Here is a 16,331-nt window from a genome sequence, read left to right as displayed (position 1 = left end):
AGCCCCCGAGCGTCAGGCATCGCCATCCAGCGCCGCCTGGGCAAACTGCACATCCAACTCCGGCGTAGCCCCGCTGATACCGATGCCGCCGAGATGCTGGCCATTCGCATCCATGATTGGCAGGCCACCGCCCAGTAGCGTGAAGCCAGGCAGTGACGCGTAGGGGTTCGCCGGCAGGCCAGCACTGCGCTCTGCAAGTGTTCTGGAGGCAAGCGGGAAACGGGCGGAAGTCGCGGCCTTTAGCTTCGAGACCTGGATGCTGCCGCTGCTGGTGCCGTCCATGCGATGGAAGTGCTTGAGGTTGCCCTGGTTGTCGACAATGCTGATGACGATGGCAAAGCCCTCGGCCTGGGCAGCGCGTTCGGCGGCTGAGGCCATTGCCCGGGCGGCTTCGGCAGTGATCGAGGCGCAGGGAGGCGGGGCGGTTGTCAAGGGATCAGCCAGCGAGGGTGCCGCCAGCAACAGCGAGCACATGAGGAGACTGGCACGGCCGTAATAGGTTTTCATGCAAGCATTACCCTTAGGATTTTTCGGGCAACCTAGCAGGCGACTGGCGTTTGTTGATGTAGTCCGTTTCTGAAACTGATGTCGGCCTGTCTCAAAAGGACGGCAGCGAGCCGTCCAGGGTCATTCGCCTAGTAGAAAAGCCGCGGCTCCGGCGAATCCAGCAGGCTGACCAGCTTGGTCAGGGCAAAGCCCAGTTCCGCACGGCTCGGCGTCATCAGGGCGATACGCACGCCACAGGTGGCAGCGCTGCGTTCAGGCAGGAACTGGCTGCCGCTGACCACGGTGACGCCATTGTTGCGCGCCAGGTTGGCAAATTCGTCGCTGGTCCAGGGCTCGGGCAGTTCCAGCCAGATATGAAAACTGTAGGGCTGGCTGCGGATCTTGTACTTGCCAAGGATTTCACGGGCCATCTGCTGGCGCGTGGCCGCTTCGTCCTGCTGCACCTGCACCAGTTGCTCGGCCATGCCGCTGTTGATCAGGTTGCTGGCCAGTTGTGCCATCAACGGCGATGGCATCCACACGCTGCTGCGCACCATCGACGACAGCCGCGACAGGGTTTGCGGCGGGGCATACAGGTAGCCGATACGCAGCGCTGGCAGCACGCTCTTGGACAAGCTGGTCAGGTATACCGAGCGTTCGGGTGCATAGGCGGCCAAGGGCTTGTAGCCAGGTGCTGGCTCCAGGAAGCCGTAAATATCGTCATCGACGATGAACAGGTCGAACTCGCGGGCAATGGCGGCGATGGCTTCGCGGCGCGCGTGGGGCATGATCGAGTTGGTCGGGTTCTGGTGGGTGGTGACGCACACCAGCAGGGAAGGGCGGTGTTCTACGCACGCTGCGCGCAAGGCCTCGGGAATCAGGCCATGTTCATCCATGGCCACACCGCGCAGGCGGCGCCCCATGCTATGGGCCAGCGAAATGATGCCTGGGTAGCAGAACGACTCGCACAGTATGACGTCGTCGCCTTTGGACAGGCTGCTGATGGCCACCAGCAGGCCATGCTGGGCACCCGAGGTCAGCACTACCTGCTGCCAGTTGGCTTCAGGCATCCAGCGCTGGATCCAGGCCGCACCGGCCTGCTTGTGCGTCGCATGGCCACCCTCGGTGACGTAATCGAGCACCTGGGCCAGGTCGGGTGACGCGGCCAGTTCGTTTATTGCCCCGCGCAGCCAGTCGGTCATGTGCGCGTCATTGGGCTTGATGATCGAAAGGTCGATCTGCCCGCTCTCGCGTTCGGCTGGCGCCGGTACGGGGCGTGCTGCCGGGGCCTGCGCCTGGCGTTGCTGCAGCACGAAGGTGCCGCGCCCTACCTCGCCAACCACCAGGCCACGTTTGGCCGCTTCGTCATAGGCTCGGCCGATGGTGCCAGGCGTCACGTTCAGTGATTCGGCCAGGTCCTTGAGTGTTGGCAAGCGTTCGCCAGCGGTCAGCCGGCCGCTGCCGATGTCCTGTTCAAGGGCGTCGGCGATCATCAGATAGACCGGCTGTGCCAGGTCGCTGTAGTGAGGAACCCACATGGAAATGGCACCAGAAGCTGCAAGAACGCGAAAGCCTAGCACGAAAGGTCTGATAGGAGTAATTGTGTTTTCTTGTGGGTAAATTGCACCGATTGAGGTGGTTCGGAGAAGCAAAAGTGGAAGGGCGGGTAAGTCGGTTTGCGGCTGTACTCGTCATCAGGCGCCAGCGTCTGCGCTCGATTATCAAGAAATCTTTTGAAATCAATAAGTTGATTGAATCGATTCAATCGATGTTCTTTCTTGATGATGAAATAAATTGAGTCGATTCTATTTTTGTAATTACAATGATTGAGTCGATGCAATTGACGGGTGCCCTTTCTGCCTCCGCCACCCCATCGCACAGCTGTGAACGGCTTCAAAAAAAAGACAATGTCTGCCGCCTCTGCCCGGCTTAGCACGACACCGAATGGCCACAAGCTAGCTCAATGGACTATCACTCGAAATGGAAAGCGCACACCTGCAACAAGCAGCCGAGCCTCAGACTTCACTGGAGATTCGCCTGCCTTGGGTGACTTCAAGTGCCTGGCAAACCGTACTGAACAATACCCCCCTCGATTTTGAAACCAGCAAAGAGCTCTATCCGCAGCTCAAGGACCAGGCACAGGAGGTGCTGGGCAAAGCACTCTGCCAACAGATTCGTGGCTTCGTCGAAGACCCGCAGCTGACCTGCATGATCGTGCGCAACTGCCCACGCGACCGCGACGTCCCCCCTACGCCGTACTCCGGGGTACTCAGCCCGCGCAGCACGCCGATAGCCTGCCTGGTAAGCCTGACCATGCAGAGCCTGATGGGGATCAACCCGATCGTTTATGAAGGGGAGAACGACGGGCGCCTGTTCCGCCATGTCATCCCGGCGCGTACCTCGTCCAGCCACAAGAGCTCCCACGGCTCGCGGCTGCGCTTTTCCTATCATGTGGACAACCCCGACTTGCCGTTGTCGTCCGAGCCACTGGGCAGCGCTTCGTGCTGCCCGGAGTACCTGTCGTTCTTCGGCATGCGCTGTGACCCACGTATCAGCACAACGTTGGTCAACCTCGATGCCGTAGTGGCGGCGCTGCCCGCGGCCAGCGTGCGCGAGCTTTGCCAGCCACAGTTCGAAATTCGCCGCCCCGACTCGTTCACCGCCAATCGGCGCTGCACCGCCGAGCTGCCCGTGCTGGCACGTGGCAACGCGGGCGAGTGGTTGTGCCGTTTCGACAGTGAAAACACCCACGGGCTGAACCTGCGCGCCGAGCAAGCCTTGGCCAGCCTGCGCGGCGTGCTGGAAACCCGCCGCTTCGATGAGCCGCACCTGCTGTTGCCGGGTGACTTCATGGTGTTCAAGAACCAGCGCGTATTGCATGCCCGTGATGGCTTCGAGCCGCAAAACGACGGTGCCGACCGCTGGCTGATGCGCCTGTTCGCGGTCAACGACCTGAACCGTGTGCATTTCACCCGCGCCGATCACCTCTACGAAGTGCGCTCCTGATCTCACTCAACCACTCGATGGACGTAATGTTATGGAACTGTTAGGCGCTTTCTGGGCGGAACATTGGCTGCTGGCGATCCTGATGCTGGGTGCGATCGCGTTCATTGCCGGCTTCGTCGACAGCATTGCCGGCGGTGGCGGGCTGTTTCTGGTCCCTGGGTTTTTGCTGGTGGGCATGCCGCCGCAAGTGGCCCTGGGGCAAGAAAAACTGGTCAGCACCCTGGGCACGCTGGCGGCCATTCGCAACTTTCTGGCCAACAGCAAGATGGTCTGGAAGGTGGCGCTGGTCGGCGTGCCGTTCTCGTTGCTCGGGGCCTACCTGGGGGCGCACCTGATTGTGTCGATCTCCCAGGAGACCGTGGGCAAGATCATCCTGGCGCTGATCCCGGTCGGCATCCTGATTTTCCTCACCCCCAAGGACCGCCCGGTCGAGGAGCGCGAGCTGTCACCGCGGGTGCTTTACACCGTGGTGCCGCTGACCTGCCTGACCATCGGCTTTTATGACGGCTTCTTCGGCCCTGGCACCGGCAGCATGTTCATCATCGCCTTCCACTACCTGCTGCGCATGGACCTGGTCTCCAGCTCGGCCAACTCCAAGACCTTCAACTTCGCCTCCAACATCGGCGCACTGGTGGCGTTCATCATGGCCGGCAAGGTTGTGTACCTGCTTGCCCTGCCACTGGTGGCCTGCAACATCCTCGGCAACCACATGGGCAGTGCCCTGGCCTTGCGCAAAGGCAACGACGTGGTGCGCAAGGTGTTGGTGTTCTCGATGCTGTGCCTGTTCACCAGCCTGGGCGTGAAGTACCTGGTCTGACTTACCCAACCGGAGATAACTGATGAAAACCGCATTCGTAACCGGCGCCTCCTCGGGGTTCGGCCGTGCCATCTGTCGTACCTTGGTTGCCAAGGGCTACCGCGTGATCGGTGGCGCCCGGCGCATGGATAAACTGCAGGCACTGGAGGGTGAACTGGGGGTCAATTTCATCCCGCTGGCCCTGGATGTCACCGACCCGGTGTCGCTTGAAGCGGCTGTCGAACAGATCCGTGATGCGTCGCTGCAGATCGACCTGCTGGTGAACAACGCCGGGCTGGCGCTGGGCGTCGATCGCGCCCAGGCCAGCAGCGCCGAAAACTGGCAGCGGATGATCGACACCAATGTCACCGGGCTGGCCATGGTCACCCACAAGATCCTGCCGCAGATGGTGGCGGCGGACAGCGGGATGATCATCAACATCGGCTCCATTGCCGGCACTTACCCCTACCCAGGCGGCAACGTGTATGGCGCCAGCAAGGCATTCGTTCGCCAGTTCAGCCTCAATCTGCGTGCCGACCTGGCCGGTACGTGTGTTCGGGTGAGCAACATTGAACCGGGCCTGTGCTCGGGTACCGATTTTTCGCTGGTGCGCCTGAAGGGCGATGTGGAGGCCGTGCAGGCTCTGTACCGTGATGTGGAGGCGATTCTGCCGGAGGATATCGCGGCCACGGTGGCCTGGATTGCGGACCAGCCCGCGCATGTGAATATCAACACCATCGAGATCATGCCGGTGGCGCAGAGCAGTGCGGCGCTTAATGTGGTGCGCGATCTGCCTAGGCCGTTGGGCGCTGCTTGATTGCCCCGTTATCGTTTGGGCCAACTGGCGCCCTGACGGCTGATGGCCTCTTTGCGGGATCTTGTGGGGTTTACCGCGAAGAGGCCAGTGAGATCAATGCAACCGGTTCTTGGCTAACTCGATATCGTCCATCAACGCCTTGGCCAGGACACTCAGGTAGTCAGCCGCGCCGAGCAACTTGTGGTCATCGTCCATATCGCCTTCACGCACCAGGTGCTTGATGTAGCCCAGCAGCACCGACACCTGCTCATATGCCACATCAATCGGGATGCCAGGCTGCACACGCAGCAAGTTCAACGATGGGTTGCCCACATCAAGGAAGGTTGCCAGGCCCGCGGTGGTGAGGGGCTTGGGTTCGTCGGCCATGGGCTCACTCCTCGGCCTGTTGGCCATAGAGACGGTTGTGTACGTGCTCTACCAGCGAACGGGCGATCTCGCTGGCATGCAAGGCATTGCTCAGCATGTTCAGGCCAGGTTCGCTGGCGTGGGCGCGGCAATGGTCGTCGATGGTTTCGATGACGCCGCGTAGCAGCTCGCTAACGTGGGCGAGGGCATGGGGTGGGTACATGTCGGATTGGACGGTGAAGAATGGGGTGGTGATCGGTTTGCGGCGGGGTGGGTCTGGGACGATCTTTTTCATAGGGTAACTCCAGCTTCTCGTCGAAGGGTGCTACCACCTGAATCTTTCTCATGGATTGAAGGTGGCAGCCATACGCAGGTGTGAGAAAGCCGATAGAAGCTAGCAAACACTCGGCCAGGCGAAAGCCCGCCCACGTACGGCCACCATAACGGTGCTGCTAGCTAATTGATCGGGTTCTCATGCCCGGCCGCCGAAGCGACCCGAAAACGTTATCCCTGAGGCATTTCCCCGACAACAGCGATACTTCAGCAGTGCGTGTAGGGTAATTCCTAAGTGGCTGTAACCTGTAGCATTTGGTTTCAGGTTCAGAAATGTCTTACGGCGGATGGGTTTGTTGGCTGTGAGGTGCATGTCGGGAGAAAAGGGTGGGCACGGGGTGTTCGCCACAACAGCTTCAGCGCCTATGAGATCGAGCGCCGCCCGCGCGGCGCATCGCGACGCAAGGCCGCTCCATTTGTTTCGGGCCAATGAGGTCTGTGACATTTGCGCGCGACCGCCTTGTTCGCACGACGCAATATCGAGGCGAACACCAAGGGGGCGCGCGCCAATGCCTCAGGAATAATTGGCCCGAAACAGATGTAGGAGCGGCCTTGCGTCGCGATGCGCCGCGCGGGCGGCGCTCGATCTCACAGGCGCTGAAGCTGTTGTGGCGAGCACCTGTCAGCCCCCACACCGATCCCCAACACCTCCCCTGACCCATGTCATCGCACCTTCCCAATTCTTGACTAGTCTTACCCCTTGGCGGCCGTCAAAACCGTCACCGTGACTACCAAAAGGCGCCGGCCATGTTCCGTGCGCCCACCACCTGATCAGGAGTGCACGATGGACCTCAACCGTCGGCAATTCTTCAAGGTCGCCGCCGTCGGCCTTGGAGGCTCTAGCCTGGCGGCGTTGGGCATGGCCCCGACGCCGGCCTTCGCCGAGCAGGTACGCCACTTCAAGCTGGCGCACACCATCGAAACCCGCAACACCTGCCCCTACTGCTCGGTCGGCTGCGGCCTGATCATGTACAGCCAGGGCGATGCGGGCAAAAACGTCAAACAGAACATCATCCACATCGAAGGCGACGCCGACCACCCGGTCAACCGCGGCACGCTGTGCCCCAAAGGCGCAGGCCTTCTGGACTTTATCCACAGCCCGAGCCGCCTGCAGTACCCCGAAGTGCGCAAGCCGGGCAGCAAGGAGTGGGTGCGGGTGGAGTGGGACGAGGCGCTCGACCGCATCGCCCACCTGATGAAGCAGGACCGTGACGCCAACTTCATCGAGAAAAACGCCCAGGGGCAAACCGTCAACCGCTGGCTCACCACCGGTTTTCTCGCTGCCTCCGCCGCCTCCAGCGAGGCTGGCTACCTGACCCACAAGGTCATCCGCGCAACAGGCATGCTGGGGTTCGATAACCAAGCACGTGTCTGACATGGCCCGACGGTGGCAAGTCTTGCCCCGACGTACGGCCGTGGCGCCATGACCAACCACTGGTCCGATATCGCCAACGCGAATCTGGTCCTGGTGATGGGTGGCAACGCAGCAGAAGCGCACCCGTGCGGCTTCAAGTGGGTGACCGAGGCCAAAGCGCACAACAAGGCGCGGCTGATCGTGGTCGACCCGCGGTTTACCCGTACCGCCTCGGTGGCGGACTACTACGCACCGATTCGCACCGGCAGCGACATCGCCTTCATGGGCGGGCTGATCAACTACCTGCTGAGCACCGACAAGATCCAGCACGAATACGTGCGCAACTACACCGACGTGTCGTTCATCGTCAAAGAAAGCTATGGCTTCGAGGACGGGCTGTTCAGCGGCTACGACCCCGCCAAGCGCGTGTATGCCGACAAGTCCGGTTGGGGCTACGAGCTGGGGGAGGACGGCTTTGCCAAAGTCGACCCAACCCTGCAACACCCGCGTTGCGTGTTCCAGTTGATGAAGCAGCACTACAGCCGCTACACCCCGGAACTGGCCAGCATGACCTGTGGCATGCCGCAGGACGCCATGATGAAGATCTGGGAAGAGATCGCCACCTGCTCGGCACCGGGCAAGACCATGACGATTCTCTATGCGCTGGGCTGGACGCAGCATTCGATCGGCGCGCAGATCATCCGCAGTGCGGCCATGGTCCAGTTGCTGCTGGGTAACGTCGGCATGCCGGGCGGCGGGGTCAACGCCCTGCGCGGGCACTCCAACATCCAGGGCCTGACCGACCTCGGCCTGCTGTCCAACTCGCTGCCGGGCTACCTGACCCTGGCCGGCGATGCCGAACAGGACTACGCCGCCTTCATCGACAAGCGCGCCTCCAAGCCGCTGCGCCCGGGGCAGCTGTCGTACTGGCAGAACTACGGCAAGTTCCACGTCAGCCTGATGAAGGCCTGGTATGGCGCCAATGCCACGGCAGAAAACAACTGGGGCTACGACTGGCTGCCCAAGCTCGACGTGCCGGCCTACGACGTGCTGCGCATGTTCGAGATGATGAGCCAGGGCAAGGTCAACGGTTACATCTGCCAGGGCTTCAACCCGATCGCCGCGCTGCCGGACAAGAACCGCGTCACCGCAGCGCTGGCCAAGCTCAAATGGCTGGTGATCATGGACCCGCTGGCCACCGAAACCTCGGAGTTCTGGCGCAACGCCGGGCCGTTCAACGACGTCGACACGGCCAACATCCAGACCGAAGTGATCCGCCTGCCCACCACCTGCTTTGCCGAGGAGGACGGCTCGCTGGTCAACAGCAGCCGCTGGCTGCAGTGGCACTGGAAGGGCGCCGACGGCCCAGGCCAGACCCGCACCGACGTGCACATCATGAGTGAACTGTTCCTGCGCCTGCGCCAACGCTACCAGGCCGAGGGCGGCGCCTACCCCGATCCCCTGATGAACATCAGCTGGCCATACAAAATCCCTGAAGAGCCGTCCCCGGAGGAATTGGCCAAGGAAATGAACGGCTGGGCCGTGACCGACGTCACCGACCCGACCGGCGCCGTGCTCAAGGGCGGGCAACAGTTGTCGGGCTTCGGCCAGCTCAAGGACGACGGCAGCACGGCGTCGGGCTGCTGGATTTTCGCCGGCTGCTGGACCGAGCAAGGCAACCAGATGGCCCGCCGTGACAACAGCGACCCGTATGGCATGCACCAGGTTCAGAACTGGGCCTGGGCCTGGCCGGCCAACCGCCGCATCCTCTACAACCGTGCCTCCAGCGACCCGCAAGGCAAGCCATGGGACCCAGAGAAGAAGCGCCTGGTGTGGTGGAACGGCAAGGCCTGGACCGGCACCGACGTGCCCGACTTCAAGGTCGACTCGCCACCGGAAGCCGGGATGAACCCGTTCATCATGAACCCCGAGGGCGTGGCGCGCTTCTTCGCCATCGACAAGATGGCCGAAGGCCCGTTCCCCGAGCACTACGAGCCGTTTGAAACACCGATCGGCATCAACCCACTGCACCCGCAGAACAAGAAGGCCACCAGCAACCCGGCCGGGCGGATCTTCGATTCGGTGTGGGACACCCTCGGCACCCATGATGAATTCCCCTACGCGGCGACCACGTACCGGCTGACCGAGCACTTCCACTTCTGGAGCAAGCATTGCCGGCTCAACGCCATCGCCCAGCCCGAGCAGTTCGTCGAGATTGGCGAGGTGCTGGCGAACGAGAAAGGCATCAAGGCGGGTGACCGGGTGCGGGTGTCGAGCAAGCGCGGCCATATCGATGCGGTGGCGGTGGTGACCAAGCGGATTCGCCCGCTGCAGGTCAACAACCAGACCGTGCACCAGATCGGCATCCCACTGCACTGGGGCTTCACCGGGGCGACCCGGCACGGCTACCTGACCAACACCCTGGTGCCGTTCCTGGGTGATGGCAATACCCAGACGCCGGAGTCCAAGTCGTTCCTCGTCAAAGTGGAGAAACTCTGATGGCCAGCCAAGACATCATCGCCCGCTCGGCCACCACCACCGTACCGCCGTCGGTACGCCAGCAGCAGGAAGTCGCCAAGCTGATCGACACCACCAAGTGCATCGGCTGCAAGGCCTGCCAGGTGGCGTGCTCGGAGTGGAACGAACTGCGTGACGAGGTCGGCCACAACCACGGCACCTACGACAACCCCCAGGACCTCACCGCCGAGACCTGGACCCTGATGCGCTTCACCGAGCACGAGCGCGACGACGGCAACCTGGAGTGGCTGATCCGCAAGGACGGCTGCATGCATTGCGCCGAACCAGGCTGCCTGAAGGCGTGCCCGAGCCCGGGGGCAATCATCAAGCATGCCAACGGCATCGTCGACTTCAACCAAGACCACTGCATCGGCTGCGGCTACTGCATCACCGGCTGCCCGTTCAATATCCCGCGCATCTCGCAGAAGGACCACAAGGCGTACAAATGCACCCTGTGTTCCGACCGCGTGACCGTGGGCCTGGAGCCGGCCTGCGTGAAAACCTGCCCGACCGGGGCGATCGTGTTCGGCACCAAGGACGAGATGAAGGTGCACGCCGCCGAGCGTATCGTCGACCTCAAGTCGCGCGGCTACGACAACGCCGGGCTGTATGACCCGGACGGCGTCGGCGGCACCCACGTGATGTACGTGCTGCACCATGCCGACACGCCTACGTTGTACGCCGGCCTGCCGGACCAACCGGTGATCAGCCCGCTGGTGGGCTTGTGGAAGGGCATCACCAAACCGCTGGCGCTACTGGCCATGGGCGCGGCGGTGCTGGCCGGGTTCTTCCACTATGTGCGGGTCGGCCCGCAGCGGGTCGAAGAGGACGAACACCCCACGCCGCCCGATGACAGCGTGCACCAGGTGGACCCGGCAGTGCATGTCTACGATCCGAAGCAGCCCGGTGGGCAAGGGGAGCAGCGGCCATGAACGACAACAAACCCATCCTGCGCTACAACGCCAACGAACGGACCAACCACTGGATCGTCGCCATCCTGTTCTTCCTGGCCGGGCTTTCCGGGTTGGCGCTGTTCCACCCGGCGCTGTTCTGGCTCAGCCACCTGTTCGGCGGCGGGCCCTGGACACGCATCCTGCACCCGTTCATGGGCGTGGCGATGTTCGTGTTCTTCCTTGGCCTGGTAGTGCGCTTCTGGCGCGCCAATTTCATCACCGCCAACGACCGCCTGTGGCTGCGCCGCATCGACCGGGTGATGGTCAACCGGGAAGATGGCGTGCCGCCAATTGGCAAGTACAACGCCGGGCAGAAGCTGCTGTTCTGGACGCTGCTGGTGTGCATGCTGGTGCTGTTGATCAGCGGTGTGGTGATCTGGCGCGCGTATTTCAGCCATTACTTCGATATTGGCGCGATACGCGTGGCGTCGCTTGCCCATGCACTGGCAGGCTTCGTGCTGATCCTCAGCATCATCGTGCACATCTACGCCGGTATCTGGATCAAAGGCTCGATCGGCGCCATGCTGCATGGCTGGGTCAGCCGCGCCTGGGCGCGCAAACACCATCAGTTGTGGTACCGCGACGTGACTGGCGACAAGACGCCGGGCGATCACGGACGTAAAGAAGGATGAGCGTGTGAGCACGATACTCGAACCCGGGCAGATCGAAGCGTCGGCGGTGGCGCCGCCGTTCATTCATCTGCCGCCCAAGGACTTGTTCGCCCAGCGTGCCGAGCGGCTGGAGCAGTTGGCAGTGGGTAATGCCCTTGGCGATTACCTGCGCCTGATCGCCTGGCTGTGCCGCTTCCAGCAGCAGCTTGTGGATAACCCGCCCAGTGGTTTACCGGTGGCCGAAGCGCGTCAGCGCCTGTGCATAAGCCATGGTCTGCCGCCCCTTGCAGCCGACAGCCTGGTGCGCGAAGGGCCGTGGCTGGTGTGGATGCAGGCGTTGATCGAGCACTTTGACGAAGAGGCCAGCGGCCCGTTGGCTGTGGCGTTGCAGGCACTGCGCGACAGTGACGACAGCCAGCGCAAAGGGTGGGGCATCGCCTTGCTGGCTGGGCAGTTCGACGCCGTGCCGGCAGCGTTGGTGCCGTTCCTCGGCGCCGCGCTACAAGCCGCGTGGTTCAGCTGGCTGCTGGCGCTGCCGGCCGCCGAGCTCAAGCCCTCTGGCAGCCAGGCCCAGTGCCCGGCCTGCGGCTCGCCGGCGATGGCCGGGGTGGTGCGCAACCGTGGCAAGCACAACGGCCTGCGTTACCTGGCGTGTTCGTTGTGTGCCTGCGAGTGGCATGTGGTGCGGGTCAAGTGCGTGTACTGCGAGTCGAGCAAGGGCCTGCGCTATACCAGCCTGGAGGATGATCGCCACGCGCCGGGCAAGGCGCCGCTGCGGGCCGAGTGCTGCCCGGGGTGCAACAGCTACCTGAAGCAGAGTTACCTGGAGAACGATGCGGCGGCCGAGCCGTTGGCCGATGACTTGGCCAGCCTGGCACTGGATATGCGCTTGGATGAGGAAGGCTTTCAACGCCTGGCACCGAACCTGATGCTGGCGCCGGGTGGTGGCTGAGTGTCTACACTGCAAGTTCGAGTCGCCCTTTTCGCGGGGCAAGCCCGCTCCCACAGGTACTGCGCTTTTTCCGAGAACTGTGGGGGCGGGCTTGCCCCGCGAAAGGGTCAGAACAGACAACGGACCAGCTCAAGGTAGTACCTGATGTCTTCAAGCCTCGCCGATAACGCCCCACGCCTGCCTTCCATCGATACCCTCCTGCGCCACCCGGCCTGCCTCCCGCTGATCGACCGGCATGGCCGCGACGCCGTGCTGAATACGCTGCGCCAACTGCTCGACGACCTGCGCGAACCCACCCGGCAAGGCCAACTCAGCACCGCCGAACTGGCCGCAGACGTGTTGCTGGGCCGCACCGGCGAGCGCCTGGCCACCCAGCAACGCAGCCAGGTCCGCCGCGTGTTCAACCTCACTGGCACCGTGCTGCACACCAACCTCGGCCGCGCCTTGTTGCCGGAAGAGGCCATCGAAGCCATGCAGACCGCAGCCCGCTACCCGCTCAACCTGGAGTTCGACCTGGCCACCGGCAAGCGCGGTGACCGCGACGACCTGATCGAAGGGCTGATCCGCGAGCTGACCGGCGCCGAAGCCGTCACCGTGGTCAACAACAACGCCGCCGCCGTGCTGCTGGCGCTTAACAGCCTGGGCGCGCGCAAGGAGGGCATCATCTCCCGGGGCGAGCTGATCGAGATCGGCGGTGCCTTCCGCATCCCCGACATCATGGCCCGCGCCGGCGTGCGCCTGCACGAAGTCGGCACCACCAACCGCACCCATGCCCGCGACTACGAAGGCGCGATCAACCCGCGTACCGGCCTGCTGATGCGCGTGCACTGCAGCAACTACAGCATCCAGGGCTTCACCACTCAGGTGCCCACCGCCGAACTTGCGCACATTGCCCACCAACATGACCTGCCCCTGCTCGAAGACCTGGGCAGTGGCAGCCTGCTCGATATGACCCGCTGGGGCCTGCCCGCCGAACCGACCGTGCGCCAGGCCCTGGCCGACGGCGCCGATATCGTCACCTTCAGCGGCGACAAGCTGCTGGGCGGCCCGCAGGCCGGGATCATCGTCGGGCGCAAGGCGCTGATCGCCAAGATCAAGAAAAACCCCCTCAAACGCGCGCTGCGCGTCGACAAGATCACCCTCGCCGCGCTTGAGGCGGTGCTGGCGCTGTACCGCAACCCCGACCGGCTGGCCGAGCGCCTGCCCAGCCTGCGCCTGCTGACCCGCAGCCAGGCCGAAATCCAGGCCCAGGCCGAGCGCCTGGCACCGGAACTCAAGGCTCGCCTCGACGCACAGTGGGCCGTCAGCGTGGAGCCAGCATTGGGCATGATCGGCAGTGGCAGCCAGCCGGTTGCACGCCTGCCCAGCGCCGCGCTGTGCCTGCGCCCGCGGGTGTCGAAGAAGCTGCGCGGGCGTAGCCTGCATGTGTTGGAGCGGGCCTTGCGCAACCTTCCGGTACCGGTGCTCGGGCGCATCCACGACGATGCGCTGTGGCTCGACCTGCGCCAGCTGGACGACGAAGCCCAGTGGTTGGCGCAACTGCCGGCCCTGCAGTTGGGGCCGGTGCAGTGATCGTTGGCACCGCCGGCCATATCGACCACGGCAAGACCGCGCTGCTGCAGGCCCTGACCGGGCAGGCGGGTGACCATCGCCAGGAAGAGCGCGAGCGCGGCATGACCATCGATCTCGGCTACCGCTATGCAGCCCTGGCCGAAGGTGCGCCGCTGACCGGCTTCATCGACGTGCCCGGCCACGAGCGTTTTATCCACAACATGCTCGCCGGTGCCCACGGCATCGACCTGGTGTTGCTGGTGGTGGCCGCAGACGACGGCGTCATGCCGCAGACCCGCGAGCACCTGGCGATCATTCAATTGCTGGGCATCCCCCAGGCACTGGTGGCGGTCAGCAAGTGCGACCGGGTAGCGCCCGCGCGGGTGGCCGAGGTGCAAGCGCAGGTTGCCGCGCTGCTGGCGCCGGGGCCATATACGGGCGCGCCGCAATTTGCCCTTTCCAGCGTCACGGGCGAGGGGGTGGCGGCGTTGCGCCAGGCGCTGCTGCAGGCTCAAGGGCGCGTGCGGCAGCGCAGTGTGCGCGGTGGTTTTCGGCTGGCCATCGACCGTGCCTTCGCCGTCTCCGGTGCCGGCGTGGTGGTCACCGGCACGGCATTGGCCGGCCAGGTCCGTGCCGGCGATACCTTGCTGTTGGGCAAAGCGGGCAAACCCGTGCGCGTGCGTGGCCTGCATGCGCAGAGCCAAGCGGCGCTGGTGGCCGAAGCGGGCCAGCGGGTGGCGTTGAACATCGCGGCCGAGCGGCTGGCGGTCGAGCAGGTACACCGGGGTGACTGGCTGGTGCCCGAGTGGCTGCATGCGCCCAGTGTCCGGGTGGATATCGAGCTCACGCTGCTTCCCGGCGAACCCCGCCCGTTCGAGCATTTCAGCGCCGTGCACGTCCACCTGGGCACCCAGGATGTGACTGCCCGCGTGGCATTGCTCGAAGGCGAAGTACTGCAGGCAGGCCAGCGCATGTATGCCCAGTTGCTACTCAACGCGCCGCTGCAGGCCGTGCATGGCGATCGGCTGGTGCTGCGCGATCAGCGCGCCCAGCGCACGCTGGGGGGCGGGCGGGTACTCGACCCGTTTGCGCCCAGCCGGCAGCGTCGCAGCGAGCCCCGGCTGCGCCAGTTGCAGGTGCTGCGTGATGCCGAGGATCTGGAGCAGGCGTTACCGGCCTTGCTTGCCACCGCTGCCGGAGGGCTTGACCCGCAGCGGCTGGAGCGGCAGTTCAACCGCCTGCGGGCCAGCTGGCAGTTGCCGGCGGATGTGCAGGTGATAGCCACGCGCCAGGGGCCGTTGTTGTTTGCCAACGCCCAGTGGTGCGCCCTCAAGCAGCAACTGCTGGCGCAGCTGGCGCTGTTTCACCAGCAGGAGCCCGACCAGCTCGGCCCGGACCGCGACCGCTTGCGACGCTTTGCGGCTTTGCCGCTGGAGCGCCCGGCGTTTGTCAGCCTGCTGGATGAACTGCTCGATGAAGGGCAGGTTTCCAGCAGCGGGCCTTGGTTGCATCTGCCCGATCACAAGGTGCAGTTGAGCGAGGCCGACAACGCATTGTGGGCGAGGCTGGAGCCACGTTTGCTGGAGGGGCAATTCGACCCCCCGTGGGTCAGGGCCTTGGCCAATGAAGCGGGCTGCGCCGAAGCGGATGTACGCCTGCTGTTGCGCAAGCTGGCAAGGCTCGGGCTGGTGCACCAGGTTGTACGCGACCTGTTTTACCCGGCGGCGACGATACAGCGCATGGCCGCGTTGCTGCTTGGCCAGGCGAATGAAGCGCCGATAGTGCAGGTGGCAGCGTTTCGCGATATGTTGGGCATCGGTCGCAAACGCAGTGTGCAGATTCTGGAGTATTTCGACCGCATCGGCCTGACCCGCAGGGTGGCCGACCAGCGTTACATCCGCGCCGACAGCGCCCTGGCCCAGCAGCAGGCCAGGCACTGAGTTCAAGGAAGGCAATCGCGCCCGGTGGCGCGGCCGGGCTTCAAACCCGGTTGGGGACGGCAGCCGTTCCCGGGCAGGTTCGACTCCCGCTGCCTTCCGCCATTTCCCCCTGACTTCCCCTATGCCCAGCCAATGTTTGCCCGCGCAGCAATGCCGTGCGCAGCGCAGGCCTACGGCGAAATTGTGGCAATGTCACCTGTCATTTTTGTCAGTTGTCGGTGTGTTGTTCCGGCTGCTTAATGAGTACACCCAGGGGGCTGGCACAGCGTCGCCACGGACCAGAGGGCCGCGCCAGCATGGAGCACCTAGCATGACGACACAGGCACAACAGGCTTATACCCCGATGGTCGACACCAACCGCGTCGAACTCGATACGTGGGGTATGCCGAGCAGAGCCATCACTGACGATGGGCAAGTCACGCAACTGCGCGACTACTCAAGCGAAATGCCCACAGGTATCACCCGGCTCACCGTAAACACGTTCAATAACCTCGCGTTCCATAGATACGATGCATTCACATACATCAAAGCCGCGCAGCGCTTAAAACCGATCATTACCCTGCAACAATTGAGTAACTACCTATTGCTATTCGCGCAACCGTGGGGCCGTCCGGTTAGTTGATAACTGACGCTATTGTCAGTGATAGCCGGCGCCCTTTGACAGTGATCA

14 protein-coding genes and 1 tRNA gene are annotated in these 16,331 nt (G+C 63.6%); 11 read left to right on the top strand and 4 right to left on the bottom strand.

All coding sequences use genetic code 11. From position 1 onward, the window contains the following. Positions 1-12: 12 nt before the first annotated feature. Positions 13-507, bottom strand: coding sequence for a heme-binding protein (locus HU770_RS21850; RefSeq protein WP_186665518.1), 495 nt, complete (start codon positions 505-507; stop codon positions 13-15). A gap of 128 nt (positions 508-635) precedes the next feature. Next, positions 636-2,024 (bottom strand): PLP-dependent aminotransferase family protein, encoded by a 1,389-nt coding sequence (locus HU770_RS21845; RefSeq protein ID WP_186661168.1) that lies wholly within the window; start codon positions 2,022-2,024, stop codon positions 636-638. Between the two features lie 442 nt (positions 2,025-2,466). On the opposite strand from HU770_RS21845, the gene HU770_RS21840 reads away from it, so the two are divergent. The 3 genes from HU770_RS21840 to HU770_RS21830 are packed head-to-tail and all read left to right on the top strand — an operon-like array spanning position 2,467 to position 5,105. Further along, complete coding sequence (locus tag HU770_RS21840) at positions 2,467-3,492, top strand: TauD/TfdA family dioxygenase (RefSeq protein WP_033703480.1); 1,026 nt, start codon at positions 2,467-2,469, stop codon at positions 3,490-3,492. Positions 3,493-3,523: 31 nt separating this feature from the next. Further along, positions 3,524-4,309: a TSUP family transporter gene (locus HU770_RS21835; RefSeq protein WP_033703479.1), complete on the top strand. Its 786-nt coding sequence runs from the start codon at positions 3,524-3,526 to the stop codon at positions 4,307-4,309. A gap of 22 nt (positions 4,310-4,331) precedes the next feature. After that, entirely contained in the window at positions 4,332-5,105 is a 774-nt protein-coding gene (locus HU770_RS21830) for an SDR family NAD(P)-dependent oxidoreductase (RefSeq protein ID WP_033703478.1), read from the top strand. A 93-nt stretch (positions 5,106-5,198) separates the two neighbouring features. Here HU770_RS21830 and HU770_RS21825 read toward each other — a convergent pair whose 3' ends face one another. Next, the gene (locus HU770_RS21825; protein WP_033697742.1) at positions 5,199-5,471 is read right to left on the bottom strand and encodes a DUF3077 domain-containing protein; all 273 of its coding nucleotides are present in this window, start codon (positions 5,469-5,471) and stop codon (positions 5,199-5,201) included. 4 nt (positions 5,472-5,475) lie between these two features. Then, positions 5,476-5,745, bottom strand: coding sequence for a hypothetical protein (locus HU770_RS21820; RefSeq protein ID WP_186661166.1), 270 nt, complete (start codon positions 5,743-5,745; stop codon positions 5,476-5,478). 822 nt (positions 5,746-6,567) lie between these two features. Here HU770_RS21820 and fdnG point away from each other — a divergent pair. The 8 genes from fdnG (at position 6,568) to HU770_RS21780 (ending at position 16,283) form a co-directional block, all read left to right on the top strand. Next, positions 6,568-9,636, top strand: coding sequence for a formate dehydrogenase-N subunit alpha (gene fdnG, locus HU770_RS21815; RefSeq protein ID WP_186665516.1), 3,069 nt, complete (start codon positions 6,568-6,570; stop codon positions 9,634-9,636). Continuing rightward, positions 9,636-10,586, top strand: coding sequence for a formate dehydrogenase subunit beta (fdxH, locus tag HU770_RS21810; RefSeq protein ID WP_186665514.1), 951 nt, complete (start codon positions 9,636-9,638; stop codon positions 10,584-10,586). The genes fdnG and fdxH overlap by 1 nt, the downstream gene beginning before the upstream one ends. Next, positions 10,583-11,239: a formate dehydrogenase subunit gamma gene (locus HU770_RS21805; RefSeq protein WP_186661160.1), complete on the top strand. Its 657-nt coding sequence runs from the start codon at positions 10,583-10,585 to the stop codon at positions 11,237-11,239. Before fdxH ends, HU770_RS21805 begins: the two co-directional genes overlap by 4 nt. 4 nt (positions 11,240-11,243) lie before the next feature. Beyond that, positions 11,244-12,170, top strand: a complete 927-nt coding sequence (gene fdhE, locus HU770_RS21800; RefSeq protein WP_186665512.1) for a formate dehydrogenase accessory protein FdhE — start codon at positions 11,244-11,246, stop codon at positions 12,168-12,170. 144 nt (positions 12,171-12,314) lie between these two features. Further along, positions 12,315-13,742: an L-seryl-tRNA(Sec) selenium transferase gene (selA, locus tag HU770_RS21795; protein ID WP_186665504.1), complete on the top strand. Its 1,428-nt coding sequence runs from the start codon at positions 12,315-12,317 to the stop codon at positions 13,740-13,742. Further along, positions 13,739-15,661 carry a selenocysteine-specific translation elongation factor gene (selB, locus tag HU770_RS21790; RefSeq protein WP_186665502.1) on the top strand — a complete coding sequence of 641 codons (1,923 nt, stop codon included), beginning with the start codon at positions 13,739-13,741 and terminating at the stop codon, positions 15,659-15,661. Before selA ends, selB begins: the two co-directional genes overlap by 4 nt. Positions 15,662-15,667: 6 nt before the next feature. Then, positions 15,668-15,763 (top strand) — tRNA-Sec (locus tag HU770_RS21785). Positions 15,764-15,971: 208 nt separating this feature from the next. Then, positions 15,972-16,283, top strand: a complete 312-nt coding sequence (locus HU770_RS21780) for a hypothetical protein (RefSeq protein WP_186665500.1) — start codon at positions 15,972-15,974, stop codon at positions 16,281-16,283. Positions 16,284-16,331: the final 48 nt, after the last annotated feature.

Source organism: Pseudomonas sp. SWRI68 (assembly GCF_014269165.1).
GTDB classification, from domain to species: domain Bacteria; phylum Pseudomonadota; class Gammaproteobacteria; order Pseudomonadales; family Pseudomonadaceae; genus Aquipseudomonas; species Aquipseudomonas capeferrum.
This window is presented reverse-complemented; position numbering and strand designations above follow the sequence as displayed.

Excerpts from the sequence above, each read along its gene's own strand:
- fdxH (WP_186665514.1), top strand. The coding sequence starts at position 9,636 with ATGGCCAGCCAAGACATCATCGCCCGCTCGGCCACCACCACCGTACCG.
- HU770_RS21825 (WP_033697742.1), bottom strand. The coding sequence starts at position 5,471 with ATGGCCGACGAACCCAAGCCCCTCACCACCGCGGGCCTGGCAACCTTC.
- HU770_RS21840 (WP_033703480.1), top strand. The coding sequence starts at position 2,467 with ATGGAAAGCGCACACCTGCAACAAGCAGCCGAGCCTCAGACTTCACTG.
- HU770_RS21845 (WP_186661168.1), bottom strand. The coding sequence starts at position 2,024 with ATGTGGGTTCCTCACTACAGCGACCTGGCACAGCCGGTCTATCTGATG.
- HU770_RS21835 (WP_033703479.1), top strand. The coding sequence starts at position 3,524 with ATGGAACTGTTAGGCGCTTTCTGGGCGGAACATTGGCTGCTGGCGATC.
- HU770_RS21805 (WP_186661160.1), top strand. The coding sequence starts at position 10,583 with ATGAACGACAACAAACCCATCCTGCGCTACAACGCCAACGAACGGACC.
- HU770_RS21830 (WP_033703478.1), top strand. The coding sequence starts at position 4,332 with ATGAAAACCGCATTCGTAACCGGCGCCTCCTCGGGGTTCGGCCGTGCC.
- HU770_RS21850 (WP_186665518.1), bottom strand. The coding sequence starts at position 507 with ATGAAAACCTATTACGGCCGTGCCAGTCTCCTCATGTGCTCGCTGTTG.
- selA (WP_186665504.1), top strand. The coding sequence starts at position 12,315 with ATGTCTTCAAGCCTCGCCGATAACGCCCCACGCCTGCCTTCCATCGAT.
- HU770_RS21780 (WP_186665500.1), top strand. The coding sequence starts at position 15,972 with ATGACGACACAGGCACAACAGGCTTATACCCCGATGGTCGACACCAAC.
- HU770_RS21820 (WP_186661166.1), bottom strand. The coding sequence starts at position 5,745 with ATGAAAAAGATCGTCCCAGACCCACCCCGCCGCAAACCGATCACCACC.